The organism is Nocardiopsis sp. EMB25 (genome assembly GCF_026797795.1).
In the GTDB taxonomy this organism is placed as follows: Bacteria; Actinomycetota; Actinomycetes; order Streptosporangiales; family Streptosporangiaceae; genus Nocardiopsis; species Nocardiopsis lucentensis.
In genome coordinates, this window is sequence record NZ_JAMTDN010000001.1 from 4,892,276 (window position 1) to 4,913,460 (window position 21,185).

The 21,185-nt window shown below is 71.3% G+C and carries 22 protein-coding genes and 1 tRNA gene; 9 read left to right on the forward strand and 14 right to left on the reverse strand.

Features of this window, described 5'->3' with window-relative positions; genetic code table 11:
* Positions 1-73 precede the first annotated feature (73 nt).
* On the forward strand, positions 74-2,452 hold the full coding sequence (locus KIK06_RS21515) for a penicillin-binding protein (protein ID WP_268644863.1): 2,379 nt from the start codon (positions 74-76) through the stop codon (positions 2,450-2,452).
* A gap of 46 nt (positions 2,453-2,498) precedes the next feature.
* Here the strand turns inward: KIK06_RS21515 and KIK06_RS21520 are convergent, their stop codons facing one another.
* Positions 2,499-2,951, reverse strand: a complete 453-nt coding sequence (locus KIK06_RS21520; RefSeq protein WP_268644864.1) for a GatB/YqeY domain-containing protein — start codon at positions 2,949-2,951, stop codon at positions 2,499-2,501.
* 100 nt (positions 2,952-3,051) lie between these two features.
* Between KIK06_RS21520 and KIK06_RS21525 the strand changes: the two genes are divergently transcribed.
* On the forward strand, positions 3,052-3,972 hold the full coding sequence (locus tag KIK06_RS21525; RefSeq protein WP_268644865.1) for a metallophosphoesterase: 921 nt from the start codon (positions 3,052-3,054) through the stop codon (positions 3,970-3,972).
* Between the two features lie 74 nt (positions 3,973-4,046).
* A tRNA-Pro gene (locus KIK06_RS21530) sits at positions 4,047-4,120 on the forward strand.
* A gap of 114 nt (positions 4,121-4,234) precedes the next feature.
* Here KIK06_RS21530 and KIK06_RS21535 read toward each other — a convergent pair.
* A complete protein-coding gene (locus KIK06_RS21535; RefSeq protein ID WP_268644866.1) occupies positions 4,235-4,441 on the reverse strand; it encodes a hypothetical protein in 207 nt (68 codons plus the stop codon).
* Positions 4,442-5,403: 962 nt separating this feature from the next.
* Positions 5,404-5,811 (reverse strand): RidA family protein, encoded by a 408-nt coding sequence (locus tag KIK06_RS21540; RefSeq protein WP_017601519.1) that lies wholly within the window; start codon positions 5,809-5,811, stop codon positions 5,404-5,406.
* A gap of 134 nt (positions 5,812-5,945) precedes the next feature.
* Between KIK06_RS21540 and KIK06_RS21545 the strand changes: the two genes are divergently transcribed.
* Positions 5,946-6,323, forward strand: coding sequence for a winged helix-turn-helix transcriptional regulator (locus KIK06_RS21545; RefSeq protein ID WP_241479728.1), 378 nt, complete (start codon positions 5,946-5,948; stop codon positions 6,321-6,323).
* Positions 6,324-6,338: 15 nt separating this feature from the next.
* Here the strand turns inward: KIK06_RS21545 and KIK06_RS21550 are convergent, their stop codons facing one another.
* The 6 genes from KIK06_RS21550 to KIK06_RS21575 all read right to left on the reverse strand — a co-directional run bounded on the left by KIK06_RS21550 (position 6,339) and on the right by KIK06_RS21575 (position 11,675).
* The gene (locus tag KIK06_RS21550) at positions 6,339-6,800 is read right to left on the reverse strand and encodes an SgcJ/EcaC family oxidoreductase (RefSeq protein WP_268644867.1); all 462 of its coding nucleotides are present in this window, start codon (positions 6,798-6,800) and stop codon (positions 6,339-6,341) included.
* A 131-nt stretch (positions 6,801-6,931) separates the two neighbouring features.
* Positions 6,932-8,431 (reverse strand): sodium:solute symporter family protein, encoded by a 1,500-nt coding sequence (locus tag KIK06_RS21555; RefSeq protein WP_268644868.1) that lies wholly within the window; start codon positions 8,429-8,431, stop codon positions 6,932-6,934.
* Between the two features lie 138 nt (positions 8,432-8,569).
* Complete coding sequence (locus KIK06_RS21560) at positions 8,570-8,956, reverse strand: RidA family protein (RefSeq protein ID WP_268644869.1); 387 nt, start codon at positions 8,954-8,956, stop codon at positions 8,570-8,572.
* 68 nt (positions 8,957-9,024) lie between these two features.
* Positions 9,025-9,909, reverse strand: a complete 885-nt coding sequence (locus KIK06_RS21565) for a hypothetical protein (RefSeq protein WP_268644870.1) — start codon at positions 9,907-9,909, stop codon at positions 9,025-9,027.
* Positions 9,910-10,353 (reverse strand): hypothetical protein, encoded by a 444-nt coding sequence (locus tag KIK06_RS21570; protein ID WP_268644871.1) that lies wholly within the window; start codon positions 10,351-10,353, stop codon positions 9,910-9,912. It abuts the gene before it with no gap.
* A complete protein-coding gene (locus KIK06_RS21575; protein ID WP_268646106.1) occupies positions 10,350-11,675 on the reverse strand; it encodes an amidohydrolase/deacetylase family metallohydrolase in 1,326 nt (441 codons plus the stop codon). Before KIK06_RS21575 ends, KIK06_RS21570 begins: the two co-directional genes overlap by 4 nt.
* Before the next feature lie 200 nt (positions 11,676-11,875).
* Here KIK06_RS21575 and KIK06_RS21580 point away from each other — a divergent pair, with 200 nt between their 5' ends.
* Genes KIK06_RS21580 through KIK06_RS21590 form a run of 3 tightly spaced genes read left to right on the forward strand, consistent with a single transcriptional unit; the run spans position 11,876 to position 14,263 of the window.
* A complete protein-coding gene (locus tag KIK06_RS21580; protein WP_268646108.1) occupies positions 11,876-12,832 on the forward strand; it encodes a sugar kinase in 957 nt (318 codons plus the stop codon).
* A 22-nt stretch (positions 12,833-12,854) separates the two neighbouring features.
* Positions 12,855-13,601 (forward strand): IclR family transcriptional regulator, encoded by a 747-nt coding sequence (locus tag KIK06_RS21585; protein ID WP_017601509.1) that lies wholly within the window; start codon positions 12,855-12,857, stop codon positions 13,599-13,601.
* On the forward strand, positions 13,598-14,263 hold the full coding sequence (locus KIK06_RS21590) for a bifunctional 4-hydroxy-2-oxoglutarate aldolase/2-dehydro-3-deoxy-phosphogluconate aldolase (RefSeq protein ID WP_268644872.1): 666 nt from the start codon (positions 13,598-13,600) through the stop codon (positions 14,261-14,263). The genes KIK06_RS21585 and KIK06_RS21590 overlap by 4 nt, the downstream gene beginning before the upstream one ends.
* Positions 14,264-14,285: 22 nt before the next feature.
* Here KIK06_RS21590 and KIK06_RS21595 read toward each other — a convergent pair whose 3' ends face one another.
* The 3 genes from KIK06_RS21595 to KIK06_RS21605 all read right to left on the reverse strand — a co-directional run bounded on the left by KIK06_RS21595 (position 14,286) and on the right by KIK06_RS21605 (position 16,682).
* Positions 14,286-15,002 carry a hypothetical protein gene (locus KIK06_RS21595; RefSeq protein ID WP_268644873.1) on the reverse strand — a complete coding sequence of 239 codons (717 nt, stop codon included), beginning with the start codon at positions 15,000-15,002 and terminating at the stop codon, positions 14,286-14,288.
* Positions 15,003-15,069: 67 nt separating this feature from the next.
* Positions 15,070-15,705 carry a hypothetical protein gene (locus tag KIK06_RS21600; protein ID WP_268644874.1) on the reverse strand — a complete coding sequence of 212 codons (636 nt, stop codon included), beginning with the start codon at positions 15,703-15,705 and terminating at the stop codon, positions 15,070-15,072.
* A gap of 617 nt (positions 15,706-16,322) precedes the next feature.
* The gene (locus tag KIK06_RS21605; RefSeq protein ID WP_268644875.1) at positions 16,323-16,682 is read right to left on the reverse strand and encodes a winged helix-turn-helix transcriptional regulator; all 360 of its coding nucleotides are present in this window, start codon (positions 16,680-16,682) and stop codon (positions 16,323-16,325) included.
* 96 nt (positions 16,683-16,778) lie between these two features.
* On the opposite strand from KIK06_RS21605, the gene KIK06_RS21610 reads away from it, so the two are divergent.
* Positions 16,779-17,669: an NAD(P)-dependent oxidoreductase gene (locus KIK06_RS21610; protein WP_268644876.1), complete on the forward strand. Its 891-nt coding sequence runs from the start codon at positions 16,779-16,781 to the stop codon at positions 17,667-17,669.
* Here the strand turns inward: KIK06_RS21610 and KIK06_RS21615 are convergent.
* Both KIK06_RS21615 and KIK06_RS21620 read right to left on the reverse strand, forming a co-directional pair.
* Positions 17,650-18,885: a DUF418 domain-containing protein gene (locus tag KIK06_RS21615; protein ID WP_268644877.1), complete on the reverse strand. Its 1,236-nt coding sequence runs from the start codon at positions 18,883-18,885 to the stop codon at positions 17,650-17,652. The genes KIK06_RS21610 and KIK06_RS21615 overlap by 20 nt on opposite strands.
* 185 nt (positions 18,886-19,070) lie before the next feature.
* A complete protein-coding gene (locus tag KIK06_RS21620; protein WP_017601502.1) occupies positions 19,071-19,598 on the reverse strand; it encodes a lytic polysaccharide monooxygenase auxiliary activity family 9 protein in 528 nt (175 codons plus the stop codon).
* A 587-nt stretch (positions 19,599-20,185) separates the two neighbouring features.
* On the opposite strand from KIK06_RS21620, the gene KIK06_RS21625 reads away from it, so the two are divergent.
* Positions 20,186-21,019: an oxygenase MpaB family protein gene (locus KIK06_RS21625; protein ID WP_268644878.1), complete on the forward strand. Its 834-nt coding sequence runs from the start codon at positions 20,186-20,188 to the stop codon at positions 21,017-21,019.
* Positions 21,020-21,185 lie beyond the last annotated feature (166 nt).

The window sequence follows — 21,185 nt, forward strand, 5'->3', positions numbered from 1 at the left end:
GCACCCTCCGTTCCACATCACACCTGTTCGAGCGTTCGTGGTCACTTAGTCTGATGGGGTGGGTCAGGGGACATTGCTTCAAAGAATCAGTCAACTCGTCGTCGTCGGCGCCATCGCGGGACTCCTCGTGGCGGCGCTGGCCCTCCCGGCACTCGGCGGCCTCGGGATCACGGCGAGGAACGTCGCCAGCGGCTTCCTCGACATGCCGAGCAACCTGGAGACGCCGCCCCCTCCCCAACGTTCCACGATCTACGACCGCGAGGGCAACGTCATCGCGGAGGTCTTCGACCAGAACCGCGAGCTGGTCGAGCTTGAGGACGTCTCACCGGTCATGGTCGACGCGATCCTCGCCATCGAGGACGCCAGCTTCTACGAGCACGGCGGCATCGACGTCTCCGGCACCCTCCGCGCGGCCGTTCGCACCCTCAACGGCGACGTCGAGGGCGCGTCCTCCATCACCCAGCAGTACGTGAAGAACGTCCAGATCGAGGCCGCCACCTCCCAGGAGGAGCTGGAGCAGGCCCGTGAGACGACCATCGCGCGCAAGATCCGGGAGCTGCGTTACGCCGTGGCCCTGGAGCAGCGGATGAGCAAGGACGAGATCCTCGAGGGCTACCTCAACATCGCCTACTTCAGCGACGGCGCCTACGGGGTCGAGTCCGCGGCCCAGCACTTCTTCCAGGTGTCCGCGAGCGAGCTGGAGCTGCACCAGGCCGCCACGATCGCGGGTCTCGTGCGCTACCCGTACCTCTACAACCCGCGCTTCTACCCCGAGCAGACCACCGAGCGGCGCAACGTCGTGCTCGACCGCATGGTCGCCACCGGGGCGATCACCCAGGAGGAGGCGGACGAGGCCAAGGAGGTCCCGATCGACCTCGACCTGGACACCGAGCCCAACGGCTGCGTCCCCAGCGACCAGCCCTTCTTCTGCGACTACGTGATCCGGGAGATCGAGGCGGACGAGCGCTTCGGCTCCGACGAGACCGAGCGGGCGCGCTGGCTGCGCACCGCCGGCCTGGAGATCCACACCACCCTGGACCCGCAGACGCAGGAGGCGGGCCAGGCGGCCGTGGACGACTGGGTGCCCCGGGAGAACGAGTCCCGCAAGGTCGCCGCCCAGGCCATCATCGAGCCGGGCACCGGCCACATCATCGGCATGATGCAGAGCCGCAACTACGGCCCCGACGAGAGCAAGCTCGGCGAGACGTCCATCAACTTCGCCACCGACTTCGACCGGGGCGGGAGCACGGGCTTCCAGGCCGGGTCGACGTTCAAGCCGATCACTCTGGCCGCGGCCCTGGACGAGGGGCTGCCGTTCAACACCTCCTTCCCCGCGCCGGGCACCATGACGGTGAGTGGGCAGCGGTCCTGCAACGGCGGCAGTCTCCAGCCCTGGAACGTGTCGAACTTCGGGGACAGCAACGACGGCGTGCACAACATGGTCACGGGGACCCGCGCCTCGTCCAACACCTACTTCGCCCAGCTCCAGCGTCGGGTGGGGTTGTGCGACGTGATCGAGATGGCGGAGAACCTCGGCCTGCGGCGGGCCGACGGCACGCTGTTCACGGAGAACCCGAACACACTGGCCAACAGCAGCTTCACTCTGGGCAGTGAGGAGGTCTCGCCGCTGCGCGTCGCCAACGCCTACGCGACCTTCGCCTCGGGCGGGATCTACTGCGAGCCGCAGGCGATCACCCGCATCGTGGACAAGCAGGCCGACACGACCACCGACTTCGAGCCGGACTGCGAGCGGCGGCTCGACGAGGACGTGGCCGACGGGGTCGCCTTCCTGCTGTCGCAGACCTTCAACGGCGGCACCACCACCGGCCTGGGCATCGGCCGTCCGGCGGGCGCCAAGACCGGCACCACCGACAACTCGGCGGCGGCCTGGTTCGCCGGGATCACCCCCCAGATGGCCAGCTCCATCTTCGTCGGCGACCCGCGCGGCCCGCAGCAGCACCCGCTGACCAACGTCACCATCGGCGACCGCTACTTCAGCGTGGTCTTCGGCGCGACGATCCCGGGTCAGATCTGGCATGACACCATGCTGGCCGCCCACGAGGGCCTGGAGGTCGAGCAGCTGGCGCCCGCGCCCTCACAGTTCGGCTCCACGGCACCGCCCCGGCAGCCCAGGGAGACCGAGGAGCCCAGCCCGGCCGCAGACGAAGGCGGCGTGCCCGACGTGATCGGCATGGAGGAGGACGCCGCGGTGGCCGCCCTCCAGGACGCCGGGTACCGGGTGAACGTGTCCGGCGGCCGGATCCGCTCCTCACAGCCCGAGGGCACGGTGGCCGCGGTCAACCCCGACCCGGGCACACGCCTGCCGGAGGGCGCCACGGTGAACGTGTTCCTGAGCCAGGGCGGCCTCACGCCGACCGGCCCGGCGGACACCGAGACCTGGTTCCCGGTACAGCCAATGTCGCCGTTCCCGTCACCGCAGCGGAACGAGTGAACGACGGGCGGGGGTGGCGCGCCACCCCCGCCCGTTTCGTCGTGGGTCAGGCCAGCTGGCGCTTGACCTCGGCGGCCACCCGGGCCCCCTCGGCCCGACCGGCGATCCGGGGGTTGACCACCTTCATGACCTGGCCCATCGCACGCGGACCCTCGGCGCCGGTCTCGGCGATGGCGGCGGCGACCAGCTGGGAGAGCTCCTCGTCGGAGAGCTGCGCGGGCAGGTAGTCGGAGATGACCTCGCTCTCGGCCCGCTCAGCGGCGGCCTGCTCGGCCCGTCCGCCCTTGTCGAACGCCTCCGCGGCCTCCTTGCGCTTCTTCGCCTCGCGGGTGAGGAGCGTGATGATCTCGTCGTCGTCGAGGGAACGCTGGGTGGATCCGGCGGCCTCCTCGGTCGAGATCGCGGCGATGACCATGCGCAGGGTGCCGGTGCGAACCGTGTCACGCGCCTTGATGGCGGTGGTCAGGTCGTTCTTGAGGCGGTCTTTGAGTTCGGACATGGCACCGATCCTACGGCGGCGGCCCACGGCGGAACCAACGATTTGTGAACACGCGCACCGCGCATCTGAGACGATCGAGTCGACCAATGGAGGAGAGCCGATGGGAACGGACAGCGGGCGGGTCCTGCGCCGGATCGGGCGTGCGGCCGCCGTGACGGGCGCGATCGGTGCGGCGGGCCTGGGTTACGCCTCGGTGATCGAGCGCAACTGGTTCCGGCTGCGGCGGTACGAGTTGCCGCTGCTTCCGCCGGGGAGCGACCGGTTGCGAATCCTGCACCTGTCCGACGCACACCTGACGCCCGGCCGGAGGATGCTCATCGAGTGGATCCGGGGACTGGCGGCGCACGAGCCGGACCTGGTGGTCAACACGGGAGACTCGCTGGCGCACCCGGACGCCGTCGGGCCGTTCGTCGACGCCCTGGGGCCGCTCCTGGACCGGCCCGGGGCGTTCGTGTTCGGGTCGAACGACATGTACTCGCCGCGGTTGAAGAACCCCGCGCGGTACCTGTGGCGGACGAGTCGGGCCGACTACGAGGAGCGCCGGACCCCGGACCTGCCCTGGCGTGAGCTGGGCGAGGCGATGTCGGCGTCGGGTTGGTTGGACCTGAACAACCACCGGGGGGCGCTCAAGGCGGGCGGTCTGGACGTGGCGCTGGCGGGTGTGCACGACTCGCACATCGAGCTGGACCGGTACGAGGACGTCGCCGGTCCGGCGGACCCGCACGCGGACGTGCGGGTGGGTCTTCTGCACTCGCCGGAACCGGCCAATCTGAGCCGGTTCTCCGCCGACGGGTACCAGTTGCTGCTCGCGGGACACACGCACGGCGGCCAGCTGTGCCTGCCCTTCTACGGAACGCTCGTCACGAACTGCGGGATCGACCGGCGCCGCGCGTGGGGGCTGCACCGGTACGACGACGCGTGGCTGCACGTGTCCGGCGGCCTGGGCACGTCGCCGTACGCGCCGGTGCGGTTCTGCTGCCGCCCGGAAGCGTCGCTGCTGGACCTCGTCGCCGCGGGCTGAGCCGCCCGCCGTCGGGGGCCGGGAAAGGTGTGCGCGAGCACTCCACACGTCCGCTAGACTTGGGGACGTTGCTTCGGGGTGTAGCGCAGCTTGGCAGCGCGCTTCGTTCGGGACGAAGAGGTCGTGGGTTCAAATCCCGCCACCCCGACGGAGGAACGGGTGTCCACGCAGGTGGGCACCCGTTCTTTGTTGTGCGCGCCTTCCGGCGCGCGGTGGTCGGTGCGCATTCGGCGCACATGGAGTCGGGGAAGGCTTCCGGTTCTCACACCCCGGCGAGGGCGGGAAGGCGGGCCGTCGCCCGCGTCCGGTCGGAGTCCATCGCTTGGACGGGCGTGACGCCGGACCCGGAGGTGATGGCCAGGGACGCGGCGGTGTGCCGGAGCTTGTGCGGTGTCAGCCCCACACCGTCCAGCTTCGCCGCCTTGAGGGCCTGGGCGAACTCGCGGTGACGCCGGTCGCGCAACCGCACCGGTGTCCTGGGGCGCCTGCTCCGGCGCTGTGGGCAAGCAGCCCACGCGCACCCTGATCCTTCTTGCTCACGGAGACTTCGTCTGGTCGGCGGGGATCCCTCATCCGCTCTCCGCGCTGCCGAAGAGCCGCCGGTACCACCAGAGGTCGGTGCGCCACTGGCGACGATGAACGAACGGATCAGGCAGGGTCCGCTTCAGGTACAGCGTGTCCATGGGTGCGACACGGCGCTTCAGTTCAGCCCGTGCCCTGGGGGGAAGCCGCCGCATGATCTCGTCGAGAACATCACGGGCGTGCCTGACGTCTTCGAACGAGCAGCCCCTGCACGGGCACGCTGACTCCTGGGGGTAAAGAGGACGTCGTCCCGACGGAGCCAGGAACTCCGCGTACCGACGCAGCGCACGAGCAGTGGCACCGGTGAAGACGTAGTGGTCGTCCCCCGAGTGCCTCTCCACACGATGGATCAGGAGACTGGTGCGGGCCGACAGCCCCCTGATTTTAGGAGGAAGCGGATCTTCCCAGAAGAGAGGCCTGAGCTGTCTCGCGCGCAGCGCGCCAGGCCGTCTACGCGGCATCAGCCTTTCGAGTCGAGATCATGGACGCCATGATGCCAGGGCTCTCAGACGCGCGCTGTCGGGCACCTCGGACCGAAACCGTGGTGGCCCTCCTCTGTGGCAGGGGTGTACGGCTGGTCCACCGGTTGGACCGAACCGGTCCCTCGGATTCAGCCTCCGCAGAAGAACACCCGCGGTCCTACGAATGGATGGCGGGCATTCTTTTCAGGCTTTCCCATCACAGCCCTGGCCACCTCCGGGTCCGCACGCTGTCCGACGCGGAGAAGGCCCGAAGAGAGGTCGTGGGTTCACATCCCGCCACCCCGACGGAGGAACGGGTGTCCACGCAGGTGGGCACCCGTTCTTTGTTGTGCGCGTCTTCCGGCGCGCGGTGGTCGGGCGCGCCCGTTCAGTCGAGGACCGCGACGGCCTCGATCTCGACCAGGTGCTCCGGGACGTCGAGGGCGGCGACGCCCAGCAGCGTGGCCGGGGGAACCGGCGTGGTCCCCAGCTTCGCGGACGCCCGGGAGATCCCCTCCAGGAGCGCCGGCATCTTGTCCGGGGTCCAGTCGACGACGTGGACGGTCAGCTTCGCCACGTCGTCGAAGGAACCGCCGGCCCCGGTCAGGGCGGCGCCGATGTTGAGGTAGCACTGCTCGACCTGCGCGGCGAGGTCGCCCTCGCCGACGGTGACCCCCTCGGCGTCCCAGGCGACCTGCCCGGCGACGAAGACCAGCTTCGTCCCGGAGGAGATCGACACCTGCCGATAGACGTCGATCTGGGGCAGTGCCTCGGGGTTCATCAGTGTGACGGCCATACCGCCTTCTCTCCGTGTTCGGTGTGGTGGGATCGTGCCCACCCACACACGGTCTCTTGTGGTTACTCGAAAACCGTAGGAGAGTGTTCGCTGACATGGAAGAACGCACTTTTCAGTGACTGGGGAACCTCGTGGTGACCAAACAGCTCAAGGACTTGTCCGAGGACGCGGACCTGAGGCGCGCGGACTCCCTGGCGCGGGAGATCTTCTCGGACGTCGCCAACAAGTGGGCTTTGCTGATCATCGAGACCCTCGGCGACCGCACCCTGCGCTTCAGCGAGCTGCGGAAAGGGGTCGAGGGCATCAGCCACAAGATGCTCACCCAGAACCTGCGCATGCTGGAGCGCAACGGCCTGGTCGAGCGGGAGGTGTACCCCACCGTGCCGCCTCGGGTCGAGTACACCCTCACCGAGCCGGGACGGGGCCTGCGCGCGACGGTCGACGGAATGTGCGACTGGACCCAGAAGCACCTCGGCCGCATCGAGGACGCCCGCAGGCGCTTCGATGCCTGAGGCCCCGGACGGAGTTCAGCCGCGAGCGGCCCCGGGCTCCCCGCTTCGATCCAGCGTCGGGCCGAAGTCTCCCAGGCCGTTCACCCGTGTGTTGTGCGCGGCGCGGATCCTCCATCCGGCCCCGCGCCGCACCAGCACGTAGGTGATGACACCGCGCCGGTCCTCCGGTTCCCCGCCCGTCGGGAGCCGGTGCCCCGGCCACGTCCACAGGGTGTGGACGAGCGCCACACCCGGGGCGATCCCCTGGACGCTCACGACCTCCTGGGAGTAGTTCGCCTTCTGACCGAGCACGGAGGCGGGCACGTCCTCGTGCCCCTCGACGCTCTCCCGGCGCGACCTCCACCAGAGGCCGCGATGGGTCACGAAGTCCGCGTCCTCGGTGAAGTACTCGCCCCAGGCGTCCATGTCGTGGTCGATCCACAGCCGGGTGTGGGTGGCCAGCAGATCCCTGATCTCCTGTGTGTCACGTTCGTTCACGGACCCATCCTGATACCTTAATCTAAATTGAGGTCAAGTGCCTTCCCCGATCGCGTGACGGTGCCGCGGAATGAGTGTCGCCACGGACACGCGGCCCCGTTGCCCGCCCGGACCCGCGAGCGGGGCCCGTCTCAGCTCCGCTGCCTCTCACCGGTCTCGCCGCCGCGGACCCGGTCCCCCACTTCCAGCTCCGCGCGCTCCTCCGCCAGACGGCGCAGCGCCTCCTCCCGAGTGACCGTCGTGCGCGGGGTGACCAGGCTGACCACCACCCCCGCGATCAGGGCGACCACCAGCGACGGCAGCACCGCGTTCCCCCAGAAGTCGCTGTAGGCGTCGACGTTGTTCACGACCAGCGCCGCGGCCGATCCGCCGACCATCGCGGCGATCCCGCCCTGCCAGGTGGCGCGCGGCCAGAACTTGCCCAGGAGCGAGGCCACCAGCAGTCCCGTGAGCACCGTGGAGATCATCATGTTGATGTAGCCGATGATCGTCGTAGCCAGCAGGGCGAACGCCAAGGCCAGCAGGAGCACCGCCGCCAGGGCCCACCGCGAGTAGGCCACCAGCCGCTCCGCCTTCGGCAGCCGTCCCGTGACCACCTGGGAGATGTCCCTCATCAGGATGGTCACACCGACGATCGCGTCGGAGTCGCCCGAGGACATCGTCGCCGACAGGCCCGCGACCAGCAGGAACGCACCCACCCACATCGGGAAGAGGGTCGTGGCCAGGTACGGGAAGGCCATGTCCGGGTTCTCCAGCCCGGGCGCCAGGGCGCTGGCCGACATCCCCGCGACGGCGGGGAGGAGGGAGAAGACGGCGAACAGCACACCGGTGAGCAGGAAGCTGCGACGTACGGTACGAACGTTGACCGCGGAGTAGATCCGCTGCCTGAAGGAGGGCGTGGCCAGTACCCCCACGGCGTTGACCACCGCGAGAGACAGCGCGGGCAGCGGGCCGAGGGCCCCGACCCCCAGCATGGAGGCGGCCTCGTCGCTGACCCCCTCGTGCATCCCGTCGAACCCGCCCACGGCCACCAGGGCCAGCACGGCGAGGATGGTGAAACCGAGGAAGAGGATGGTGCCTTGGACGGCGTCGGTGATGACCACCGCCAGGTAGCCGCCCACCACGGTGTACAGGCCAAAGCCCAGAGCGACGACCACCTTGGCCAGGTTCGCGTCCATCCCGGTGAGGAAGGACAGGTACATCGCCCCGCCCATGATGTGCGCGCCCAGCCAGCCGACCGAGGCCAGGAACAGCAGGACCGCCACGACGCCCTTCACCGCCCGGCTGGCGCCGTAGTAGTAGCTCATCTCCTCGGAGAAGGTCATGAAGCCGTGTTCGCGCACGTTGGCGAAGATCCACACGAGCAGGAAGACGCCGATGGCGCCGCCGATCCCGTACAGCGCGGCCGCCCAGCCGTTCTCGTAGGCGAAGCCCATGGCACCGAGGGTCGACCCCGTGCCGACGAGGGTGGCCAGCGCGCTGCCCATCAGCAAGGGGGTGCCGAGCTTGCGTCCGGCGAGCAGGAAGTCCTCGCCACCGCTGGTGCGGCGGGCCACCCACCAGCTGATACCGAGCATGAACAGGACAGCGGCGAACAGGGCCACCAAGTAGCCCATATGCGTTTCGATCATGACATACGTCCAAAGGTCATGGGGGGATGACGCTCAGTGACCACAGAAGGTCCGGAGCGGATGAGGAGGGTGGGGTCCGTCCGACGCGTGCGCGCGGGACGGACCGGGACGAGGCAAAGGACCAGAGACGGATACCGCCTACCGAGCGGGCTTGTACAACACCGCGTCGACCTCGATGAGGAATCCGGGAAGGTCCGCCTGGATGGTGGTGCGTACCGGGGGCTCGTCTCCGAAGTACTCGGCGAAGACGGTGTTCATCGCCTGGAAGTCGTCGAGGTCGCGCAGGTAGACCCTTGCCTGGACGGCGTCGGCCAGGTTCGACCCGGCGGCCTCGGCCACGGTGGCGAGGTTGTCGAAGGTCGCGCGGGCCTGCTCTTCGAAGGACCCGTCCACCAGCGAGCGGTCGGCGCGGTGCGGGGTGGCGCCCGCGAGATGGACGAAGTCACCAGCGATGACCGCCTGCGAGTACGGCCCCCCGGGCGGCGCGGCGTCCGGGGCGGTGACGATCTGCTTCTTGCCAGCCATGTCCTGCTCCTCGATGGTGCGATGTGGTTGTGCGATACGAGTGTGGGGCGCGTCGGGTCCCGACGCGGTCAGAACAGCGTGCGAACGGCGTCCACGACCCGGTGTTCACCATTGAGCACCGGAATCAGCGGCCACTTGTCGAACACCGTGCACGCGTGGGACAGCCCCAGTTCGACGACGTCGCCGACGGCCGGCGTATCAGGGCCGGTACCGGTGACGTCGAGGAAGGCGTGGTGGTCGTTGAGTGCGACGACGCGCGCCGTGCCCGTGAGGGGGATCCTGCGTTCCCCCCGCACCAGGACGCGGGGAACGGGGAGGTCGATGTCGAAGGACACGTCGCGCTTGCCGACTCCCAACAGGGCCCGACCGGGCTCGGGTCGGGAGAGCACCCGCGCGTGGCAGGTGAGCGCGGGACGCAGCGGGTCGTCGTCAGCGGCGGAGCGCAGGGGGGACGCGCGCTCCATGAACAGGTCGTCGTGGGTCACGTAGCAGCCCGAACGGATGATCCGCCGGACCGGGCGTGACAGGCCGGACGGCTCCAACAGCGCGTCGGCGGCCAGGTCGGGGTAGCTGCTGCCACCCGCGGTGATGATCACCTCGTCCGCCTCCGCGAACAGGCCCTCGGCGTCGGCGCGCCGCGCGAACTCGGGCAGCGCGTCCAGCCAACGGCGCACCCGCTCGGGCGAGTCGTCGTCCCGGCGCTGCGGGAAGACGCCCTCGAACGCCTCGACCCCGGCGAGCGTGAGCCGCGGACTGGCGGCGACCAGCCGGGCCAGGGACAGCGCGTCGTCCACGCCCCGAACCCCGGTGCGCCCGCCCTCGACGCCCAACTCCACGAGCACCGGGAGGGGGCGCGCGGCCCCGGCCAGCGCCGACTCCATGATCCGCGCTCCCGCGGCGGAGTCCACCAGGCACAGGAGCTCGAAGTCCGGGTCGGCCAGGACCGAGGCCACTCAGGCGAGCTGCCCGTCCTCGACGATCTCGTTCGCGATCAGGACACGGCGGGACCCGTGGGCGCGCATGACGCGGGCCTGGGCGACGGTCGCGGCGGTCAGGCCCCAGGCTCCCCGCTCCAGCTGCGCCGACCACAGGTGCGGTGACATGGTGGTCTTGCCGTGCGGCGCGAGGTCGACGCCGTGGTCGGCGCACCAACGGGCGAACCGGTCCAGGTTGTGCCGCAGCGCGGCCTCGTCGAGTGTGACGGCGGGCAGCCACAGGTCGCTCAGACGGAGTCCGGCCGCCCGGACCGCGGCGGCCGTGGTGGGGCTGGCCGGCAGGGAACGCGCTTCGACCGGCGCGGTGTCCAGGGCGGCCAACGGCGCGGCGGGCAGACCCGCTCCGGCGATCGGGGACGGGACGGAGCCCCCTGCGACGTGCTCGGTCGTGGTGCCGGTCATCGCGTTCCCTCCGTGGTGGTCGTGTCCTCGGTTCCGAGGGTCCGTTCCGGGTGCCCGTGCCCCGGCACCCGATCCGGGCGCGGAAAGGGTTCGTCGAAGTCCTCGGGCCGGTCCAGATGCCGGACGGAGGTCCGGACTCGATCGCGGCGGTCGGCCTCGGCGCCGCGCTGGGCCGAGCTGAGGGGGACCCACACCGGCGGCGGGGCGGCGGCCAGCGGCGGCAGGAGTCGGCCCGCGGCGTAGGTGGCGGTGTTGGCCAGGCGGAGGGGGGACTCACGGACGCCCCCGTGCACGTCGACGGTGGGGAAGCGGCCGTACTCGGTCTCGAAGACGGCGATGTCGGCCCGCGCCCCGACCTCCAGGGTCCCGGCGTCGATCCCCAGGGCCCGGGCGGGTCGCACGGTGGCGGCCGCCACCGTCTCGGCGAGCCCCATTCCGGCGGCCAGAGCCTTGCCCATCACGGTCGGCATGTCGAAGGCGGGGCCGTGGACGGAGCGGACGTGCAGGTCGGTGGAGACGATCGGTTCGATCCCGGCGGCCAGCTCGGTTTCGAGGACGGCGAAGTCGAAGGCGCCCGATCCGTGTCCCAGGTCGAAGAGCACGCCGGCGTCGCGCAGACGCAGGAAGGTGTCCGTGGGCCGGCCGTCGGCGACGAGGCCGGCGGCCACACCCGTGGCGCAGTGGGTGAGGATGTCGCCCTCGGTGAGCAGGGGCGCGATGTCGGCGAGGTCGGGCGGACCGTAACCGATGTGCGCCATGAGCGGGCGCTCCAACCGCCGGGCGAGTTCGACGGCCCGGCGCAGCGGCTCCAGGCCGTGCTCGCCGACGGTGTGGCGGTCGATGCGTGCCTTGACGCCGCGGACCAGGTCACCGTGCTGGGCGGCGACCGCGGCGGCGGCGTCCACGTCGAGGTTCTCCAGTACGTGGTGTTCCCCCGTGCGACCGACGAGCCCGAGCCCGGAGACGTTGATCAGCGCGTGCACGCGCAGCGGCGAGGGGTCGGCGACGGCGCGGCGCAGTCCCTCCATGGCGTAGGCACCGGCGGATCCGGCGTCGACCCAGGTCGTCACGCCCGTGCGCCAGGCCAGGGGCTCGGGGTCGAGCCCCCAGTAGGTGGCGCCGTGCCACACGTGCGTGTGCGCGTCGACCAGCCCCGGCAGGACCAGTCGGCCGGACACGTCGACGGTCAGTGCCGCCCGGCTCCCGGGGAGCCCCGCGGCGACGGCGGCGATCCGTCCCGCGCGGACGGCGACGTCAGCGGTCTCGTCACGCCCCGACGCGGGGTCGATGACGCGACCGCCGCGCAGCAACAGGTCCCACACACCGACCATTCCCTTCGATGCTGCGCTATGTGCAGCAGTGTTGCGTATTTCTCATCGCAAGGAATAGCATTCGGCTGTGTCGCGGGTCAACACCCCGTGTGACGCGGACGACGAACGGGAGGTCGTGAGTGAACGAACCACAACGGACTGGGAACAGGGCGGACTCCCCCGCCGGTGGCCCGGACGGCGATCCCGGGTCGGTGGACGCCGTGTGCGTGGGCGAGACGATGGCGCTGCTCGTCCCCGAGGGAACCGTTGGACACGCCGCGGACACCGCGCCGCTGTTCCGCGCGGAGATCGGTGGAGCGGAGTCGAACGTCGCCGTGCACCTGGCCCGCTCGGGGCGGCCGGTGGCCTGGCGCGGCGCCCTGGGCGACGACCCCTTCGGACAGCGGATCCGCGACCGCCTCGCCGCCGCCGGGGTGCGCTGCGTCGTCCGCACCGACCCCGAACGCCCCACCGGCCTGTACATGAAGGAACCGGGCCCCGACGGCACCCGCGTGCGCTACTGGCGCCGCGGATCGGCCGCCTCCGCCCTCGGCGGGGAGGACGCCGCCGAGATCTGGCGACTGCGTCCCCGCCTGGTCCACACCTCGGGGATCACCGCGGCCCTGTCCGCGTCCGCGCACGGGCTGGTCGAGGAGCTGCTGGACGCCGCCCCCGAGGCCACCCTGCGCAGCTTCGACGTGAACTACCGGCCCGCGCTGCACGGCGCCCGCAACGCCGGAACCCTGCTCGACCTCGCCCGACGCGCCGACGTGGTCTTCTGCGGACTCGACGAGGCCCAATCGCTGTGGGGGGTGACCGACGTTCCGGAACTGTGCGACCTCCTGCGGGGAACCGGACGTCGAAGCCCCGACCTGATCATCGTCAAGCAGGGCGCCGAGGGCGCCACGGCCGTGCGCGACGGACGATCCTGGTTCCAGGCCGCGCCCAGGGTCGAGGTCGTCGAACCGGTCGGCGCCGGCGACGCCTTCGCCGCCGGGTTCCTCACGCGGTTGCTGGACGGGTCCCCGGTCCCGGACTGCCTGGCGGAGGGCGCCCGGTTGGCCGGGGTCGTCCTGGGGATCCACGGGGACATCCCGCCCACGCGGCCGCGCGTCCCCACCGCCTGCGAGACTGGCTCCGGCCCTGACCTGGGGCCGCGCCCGCAGTGACGAACCGAGGGGGAGGACCGCGGTGTCCAACAGCGTCGAACGCGCCATGCGCATCCTGGTGGAGCTGGCCGACGGACCGACCACCATCAGCGAGCTCGGTCGCCGCCTGGACGTGCACCGCACGACCTCGCTCCGCCTGCTGCGCACCCTGGAGGAGCAGCGGTTCGTGCGCCGCGCCGACGACGGCAGGTACCAGTTGGGGCCCCGGATGGCCACCCTCGCCGCCGCCGCGTTGGAGGGCTTCGACGTGCGCGGCCTGGCCGCCCGGCACCTCCGGGACCTGGGCGCCGCCTGTGGTCAGACCATCCACCTGGGCGCGCTGGAGGGCGACCGCGTGGTGTACCTGGACAAGGTCGAGTCGCGCCACGCCGTGCGCATGTACTCCCACATCGGCGCGCTCGCCCCGCTGCACGCCACCGGCATCGGCAAGGCGATCCTCGCCCATCTGCCGGAGCACGAGCGCGACGCCCTTCTCGGCGACCCGCCGTTCGCCCGGTGCACACCCAACACCCGCACGGACCGGGCGGCGCTGGACGAGGAGTTCGCCCTGACCGCGGAGCGCGGATGGGCGCTCGACGACTTCGAGCACGAGGAGTTCGTCCACTGCGTCGCCGCGCCCGTCTTCGACGCCTCCGGGAAGGTGACGGCGGCGATCTCGGTCTCGGCGCCCAGCATGGTCCTCGACCGGCCGGGCCTGCTCGCCCTCACCGGGGACCTCACCGCCACCGCACGCGACATCAGCGAGGAACTGGGTTGGAGCCAGCCATGACCAGTACGTCCACCACCACCGCGTCCCCCGACGGCGGCGGGGCGCCGCACCGCCCGATCGCCGTCTGGGCCGACTACTTCACCGACGGGCTGTCCCCCGTCCCCCTGATGCTGATCCTGCGAGGTGTCTCCCCCGACGACGCGGTCTCCGCCGCCCGGGAGGCCTGGCGGGCCGGTGTGCGGCTGGTCGAGGTCACGCTGGAGCGCGAGGAGGGCCTGCCCGCGCTGGAGGCGGTCGTCCGGGCCGCCGAGGGGCGTTTCGACGTCGGCGCCGGAACCCTCACCACCCCCGAGCGGCTCCGACGCGCCGTCGACGCCGGTGCGAGGTTCGGCGTGGCACCGGGCCTGGACGCCGACACCGTCGCCGAGGCCGACCGCATGGGGGTCCCGTTCCTACCCGGCGCGGCCACACCGACCGAGGTCGGTCAGGCGGTGCGGCTCGGGCTCACCGCGGTCAAGGCGTTCCCCGCGCACCTGCTGGGGCCGGGCTGGATCCCGGCCCTGCGCGGACCGTTCCCGGAGCTGCGCGTGGTGGCCACCGGGGGCGTCGACGCGACGAGCGCCCCCGAGTACCTGCGCGCGGGCGCGCTCGGGGTGGGCGTCGGCCGGTCGCTGGCCGCCGGCGGCGGACTGTCCGACCTGGCCGGTGCTCTGTCCCGGTAGACCCGTTCAGGGATCCGGGTGGTCACTCACGCTCCTCCAGCATGGTCACCGCGCGCTCGGCGACGGCGATGAGCAGTTCCTCGTCGTCGACGAAGTCGGCCTCGCCGGTGGCGCTACCGTAGGCCTCGCCCGCCGAGACCTCGATGAGGACGGTGCCCACACGCACCAGCACGTCGGCCTGACTGCGCGGCTCCTCACCGCTCCCCACGACGTAGTGCGAGACCAGCGCCTCGTCGCCGAGGCCGTCGAGTTCGTCAGACTCGATGACGTCCCGCCACTGGTACTCCGCCTCCCCGAGCAGATCCTCCGCCTCCTCGTCGTATTCCCGCTCCGCCTCCTCCTCATCCACGACGGCCTCGTAGTCGTCGTCGTGGGGAAGTTGGAAGGAGACCGTCAAGCGCCCCACGGTTCCGTCGGAGAACTCGGCGACCCAATTGCACCTCATGCCGCCGTCGTAGTACCCCTGACCCGGCAGTGCGGCTGAGAGGGCACCCAGTTCCGACCCCGTCGCGGCGGCACACGGATCACCGGGCAGCTCGTCGAACACCGGCTCCGGTGCGGCCGTGCCCGAACCGGTCAGGGCGAACACCGTCCCGGCCGCCCCGGCCACCGCGACGTAGGCCGCGAGCGTCGCCGCCACGGTGATCCCCACGGTGCGCCCGGTACCGCCCCTCCTCACGGGCGGTGGGACGGGCGGGGGCGTGGGGGCGGCGGGGTACTGGGCGGGGCCTTGCTGCATGGCGGGGGTCTCCTGTCGTCTGGACGCCGTCCACAGGGCGGCGCCCCGTGCGTCTGGGGAAGGGCGGCTATCCGAACACGTCGGCGATCACGTCGGTGAGCAGTTCCTCGGCCCCGGCGGCGTCGAGGTCGTCACCGCCGCTCGGCAGGGTCACCCGGAGCGAACTCACGACGTCTCCCTCGCGCACGACGACGCTCACGCGCTGGGTGGTGCCGGACTCGTACTCGTAGGCGATGTCCGCCAGGACGAGCACGTTCTCGTCCCCGAGGCCGAGATCCGCCTCCTCGGTACCGACGATCTCCGTCGTCGATCCCTCGACCACGGCGGCGAGCTCTCCGGCGGACTCGACCTCGTCCTCGTACATCGTCTCGGCGTCCCGGGGGACGTCCTCGTCGGACAGCTCCTCGGCCAGTTCGGCGTCCGCCTCCGACATCGGCACGGAGTGGAAGACTCTCAGGGAGACCTCGTCCTGACCATGCATGGAGACATTCCAGCCGCACCCGCTGGAGTAGTTGGACACGCTCCAGGAGGAGACCTCCGCGTCGAGGTCGTCGCGGAGCTCCTCACTGACGACCGTGCACGGGTCGGCGGGCAGCCCCCTGGCGGGGCTCACGCCGGAGGACCCGAAGGGGGAGAGGGCGTAGAGCACGGTCCAGGTGAGGCTTCCCGCGACGACCAGGGTCGCGAGGGCGGTGGCGGTCACCGTCAGGGCCCTGCGGGGCGGCCGCGCGGCGGTCGGCGGCGACACCGGTTGGCCAGGAGGAACAGGATGCCCCTGTGGCGCGGGGTACCCATGCGGAGGTTGGGGTTGCCCCGGGTTCCCCGGGAACGGGGGTTGGCCCGGCTGCCCCGCCTGGGGAAACGGGCCGGGTTGGCCCGGCTGCCCCGGTCGGGGCGGGGGCTGCTGCCCGGGAACCCCCGGGGACGAGGGCTGCCCCGGCTGACCGTGAGGGGGCGGTGGGCCCGGCTGAGGCGGTTGAGGGGGCTGTCCCATGAGCGAGGGTCCATCCGGGGGAGAGTCGGCACCTGACGCCACGTATGGTCCCACGCCGCGAACACCGAAAGTACGCCTTACCCCCGGAATGGCACATACCGGCCACCGAAGCCGGGTCACCCCCACGGCGTGTTCCGCGGACACGTGCCCTGCCGCACGACGCCCCGGCACGGCCTCGCGGCGTTCTCACCGGTCCAGGGCCTGTTTCCCGGAACGGTCACCCGAGGGGTGCCGTCCGACGACACCGGCCGGGGGGAGGAAGGCCGGTGTCAGGCCCCGCCCCGGGCGACGGTCGAGCCGTCCCGCCGGTGGCCCGGCCCGTCCCGTCACCGGTCGACCGCATCCGCCCAGTGGGGGGCGACGCCGCGAACGTGTACGTCCCCCCAGGCTCCGAGCGGCCCGAGCGCCGCGTTGAGGGAGACCCCCATCGGGGTCAGCGAGTACTCGACACGCGGCGGCACCTCCCCGAAATCCTCGCGGCGCACGATGCCGTCCTCCTCCAGCTCCCGCAGGTGGGCGGCGAGCACCTTCTCCGACACGCCCTTCACCATGCGGCGCAGCTCACCGAACCGTCGCGGCCGTTCCTCCAGCGCCCAGACGATCACGACCTTCCACTTGCCCCCGATCACGTCGAGCGCGGCGTCGAGACCGCAGCCGTACGCGCCGGGCCTGCGTGACTCGCGCATGCTCCCCTCCTTCACCTGCACGCTTACCCCGAGGTGCGCACTCACTTCGAAGTGCGTACTTGTGGGCACCCGAGTCCTGCATGAACCCTAGTCGACATGACCGAACACACGATCGAAAAGCCCCGCGTCTGCGTCCTCGGCCTCGGCGACATGGGCGCCGCCTTCGCCCGCGCCTGGCGCGCCGCCGGTCACCCGGTGACCGTCTGGAACCGCACCGCCGCCCGAGCCGAACCCCTCGCAGCGGAGGGCGCCGACGTCGCCGCCACGGCCGCCGACGCGGTCGCCGCGAGCGACCTGGTGGTCACCGTCCTGTGGGACGACGCCTCCGTGGGCGCCGTGCTCTCCGACGCCGACCTGACCGGGAAGGACCTGGTCAACGTCACCACGAGCACGCCAGAGGAGGCGCGCGCACGCGCGGAGTGGGCGAGCGCCCGGGGCGCCCGGTTCGTCAGCGGCGGGATCATGGCGGTCCCGACCATGGTCGCCGCCCCCGAGGCGGGCGGCTACGTCTTCTACAGCGGTTCCGCTGACGCCTTCGCCCGTCACGAACGCACCCTGTCCGTGCCCCTCACGACCAGATTCGTCGGCGAGGACGCCGGGCACGCCGCCCTGCACGACGTCGCCCTGCTCAGCGCGATGAGCGGCATGTTCGCCGGGGCAGCCCACGGCCTCGCCCTGGTCCGCGACGCGGACGTGGACCTGGCGCGGTTCGGTGCCTTGCTCTCCGACTTCTTGGCCGCCATGGCCTCGGCCGTCCCCGACACCGCGCGGCGGCTGGAGAGCGGCGACTACACGACCGGCGTCGCCTCCAACCTCGCCATGCAGGTCAGGGGGAACGCCACCCTGCTACGGACGGCCGAGGAGCGCGGCGTGAGCACCGAACTCCTCCGCCCGTACACGCGCCTGATGGAGCTCCGCCTGGCCCGCGGCGGTGCGGAGGAGGACGGCACGGGCGTGGTCGACCTGCTCAGCGAGGTGCCCCGCTGAGATCCGCGTCCGCACGGTCCGGCCGACCCTCGCGCCGCCGCCAGTCGGGGACCTCCAGGTTCGTGACGGCACGCAGGAACCACTCGGCCGGGCCGTACCGGTGCCGCGCCATCCACCACGCGCTCAGCCACAGCTGCACGGCGAAGAGGACGACCGCGATCAGCAGCACGAACGGCGGGGCGACCCGTCCCACCAGCCCAAGGCCGAACCCGGTGAACAGCAGCGCGCAGACCAGTGACTGGCCGAGGTAGTTGGACAGGGCCATCCGTCCGGCGGGGGCGAGCGCGGCGGCGATCCGCCGACCGCGACCGCGTTGGAAGAGGCGGAGCAGGGTCGCGGCGTAGGCGGCGCTGAGGAACGGGGCGGTGAGCAGGGCCAGGGAGAGCGCGTAGAGGTCGGCGGTACCTCCCAGATCGGCCAGGACCAGGGATCCGACGAGGCCGACCGGGAAGCCCACCCACTGGATCAGGCGCAGCGTGTGGTCGTGGGCGCCCGCGTCGGCCAGGACCCGGTGCCGTCCCACCGCCAGCCCCACCAGGAACGCGGCGAGCGCGACCGGACCCTGTACGCCCACGAGCGTGACGAGCATGCGCGGCAGGCTCTCCAGGTGTTCGCCGATGACGGTCAGCGGGCCACCCGCGAGCGCGGCCGTGGTCGCCTCTCCCGCGGCCAGGGCGGTCTCCTCGTCGAAGGGGGCCGCCCCGCTCATCCCCGCCCAGCGCATCATGACCGCGACGAGGCCGACCAGCACCGCCGCCGCGATCACAGCCGTACGCGCCCGTGCCCGGTGCAGGGCGAGCAGGACCAGTCCGAGTACCGCGTAGGTGGTGAGGATGTCGCCCTGGAACAGCAGCACCGCGTGCAGGGCCCCGATGGCGAACAGTCCCACCAGCCGCCGCAGGAACCTTCCGGTGAAGCCGACGCCCCGCCGCCGGGCCGAGTCGAACTGGAGCGTGAAGCCGTACCCGAACAGGAACGAGAACAGCAGGTAGAACTTCATCTCGAAGAACATCGCCACCAACCAGTGCGTACCCCGGTCCAGCGGTGAGGTGAAGGCGGGGTCGTGCACCTGGTGGAAGGCGTATCCGGAGGCGAAGAAGCCGATGTTGACGACGAGGATCCCCAGCAGCGCGAAGCCGCGCAGAGCGTCGAGGTCGAGGATCCGCCGCCCCGGTTCGGGCCGTGTGGAGGGGCCGTCGGCCGCACGTGTGCTCATGCCCCGAACCTAGGGACCGGGGAGCGTCCCGGACCATGGGCCGGGCTCGCCGAGTCGGGGTGGGGGGAACGCCACGTGCCCGGGGGGTGTTCGCACCACTGGCGGGGACGGGAGCACCGCGGGGTTGCAGATCCCGGCCCGGGGAGGGGCCGGGCCGGGAGCCGGAGGGGGACGGTCCCGTCAGGTCAGACGGCCGCGCCGATGTTGACGTCCGTGCAGGAGTAGAAGGCGTTGGCCGTGTCGGCGATGTTCCACACGGCGAGGATCTTGTGCTGACCGCTGTAGGCGCTCAGGTCGACGGTGTGGGCCACGGTCCACGGCGGGCGGTGGCCCCCGTAGTCGAACCTGGCGACCTCCTGCCCGTCGACGTAGTACACCCAGTCGGTCGTCGCGTGGGCGGCGGTGAACGTCCAGGTGAAGGTGAGGGTCGAGCTGACCGGGGTGACGTCCCACCCGTAGTTGTCATCGTCGAGCTCGGCGAACCGGGCGTTGCCGCCGGAGCAGCTGGAGAGCCCCTTGGGGCCCTCGACGCTCTGCGGCTCCCACTTGATGGAGCCGCACTCCACGACCCCTGCGGCGCACTGGGCCTGACGGCTGGGGGGAGAGGAGACGTAGCCGTGGGCGTTGGCCACGCCGGCGGGCATCAGGGTGAAGGTCATGGCCGTCGCGGCGGCGACGGCGGCGAATGAGCGGAGTCTGCCGCGAATCTTCATCTGCGAACCCTTCGTGACGGGTCACGGCCCCGGAGAGTCCGGCGCGGTACGGAGTGTCCGGGGCCGTAGCGGGACGACCCGGGCCCCTTCGAGCCCAGGGCGGGCGGCCACCGTTCACGGATTCGGATATTCCCGGAACGAATCTGACTACTTTGTCGTGGTTTTCCAGGTTTCCGTGAAAAGTCCATTCCACCCGCTTCGGAAGACGGTAGGGAGACCCCTACCGCCCGTCAAGACACCCGCGCGACCGGTGCGAACACGGGAGTCCGTACCAGCGCGGGAACCCCGCGCCCCCTCGGATCCACTGGTACTGACGTCACTGCGGCGACCATTTCCACCCTCAACTGGAAATATACTTAACAGATAGACGCCGTGGTCCACCCAGGAATCGGTTGAAAAAGGGTTCCACAGGCATGGCACGCCGACCAGACCTGTCTTCGAGGTTATATTTTCCTGTCCCGTAAAGTGAGTGCCACCAGGGCCGGTCGGACCCCGTACCACGCGACCCGCGCGCCCGTGACCGAGTCACACCACACGCACGGGCGCGCCGTATCCGCCGGGAACGGTACGTGTCCTACGATCCAGGCATGGGCCGATCGTCCGAAGAGTCGCCACTGCGCAGAATCCACTCCGAGGCCAGCCTGCTCGGAGGCGCCGCGTACGCCATCCTGCTCCAGATCGCCCACCCGAGCGTCGCCCAGGGCGTACACGACCACAGCGACTTCACCTCACGCCCCCTCGACCGCCTGCGCGGCACGCTCTACTACGTGTACGGCACCTCCCTCGGCACCGACGAGGAGCGGGCGCGCGTCCAGGCGATCGTCCGCGCCATGCACCGCCGGGTGAACGGTCCCGGGTACCGGGCACTCGACCACGACCTCCTGCTCTGGGTGGCCGCCACGCTGTTCCACACGTGGACGCGGCTGTACGAGCTGACCGTCGGCGAGATCGACGAGGACGAGTACCCCGTCTTCCTCCGCGAGGCGGCGGTGTTCGCCACCGCCCTGGGGCTGCCCGAGGAGGAGTGGCCCGCCACCCCCGAGGCCTTCGACGCCTACTGGGCGGACGCGGTCGGACGGCTGGAGGTGGGCGAGACGGCTCTTCGCCTCTCCCGCCAGATCTTCCGACCCGCCAACCGGCTGTGGTGGCCGATCACGTCGGTCCAGCGGTTCCTCGCGGGCGGACTGCTCCCTCCCGAGCTGCGCGAGGGGTTCGGGATCCCCTGGTCCCCCGCCCGACAACGGCGGTTCGACCGCGTGGTCCGGGTGACCCGCACGGTGTACCCGCGTCTGCCGCACGCCCTCCGCGCGCTGCCGAGCAGGCTCTACCTGCGGTCCATGCGCAGGAACGGGGGCTGGACGAAGCCGCGCGGGACGTGGGGGAGCCGGGCGTCCCACCGAACGGGCGGAGTCCGCGGGTAGGGGGTCCCAGGGCCTGTTTCTTGGAACGGTCATCCGAGGGGGTGTCGTTCGGGCGTCGGCAGGGTTCTTATGGATAGGGGTGCGCCGTAGGCGTCCGTTGAGGGTGGTGGCGGGCGACGGGCGGGCGAGGCAAGCCGCGTAGCGAGGAACGAGCGACAGGCGCCGC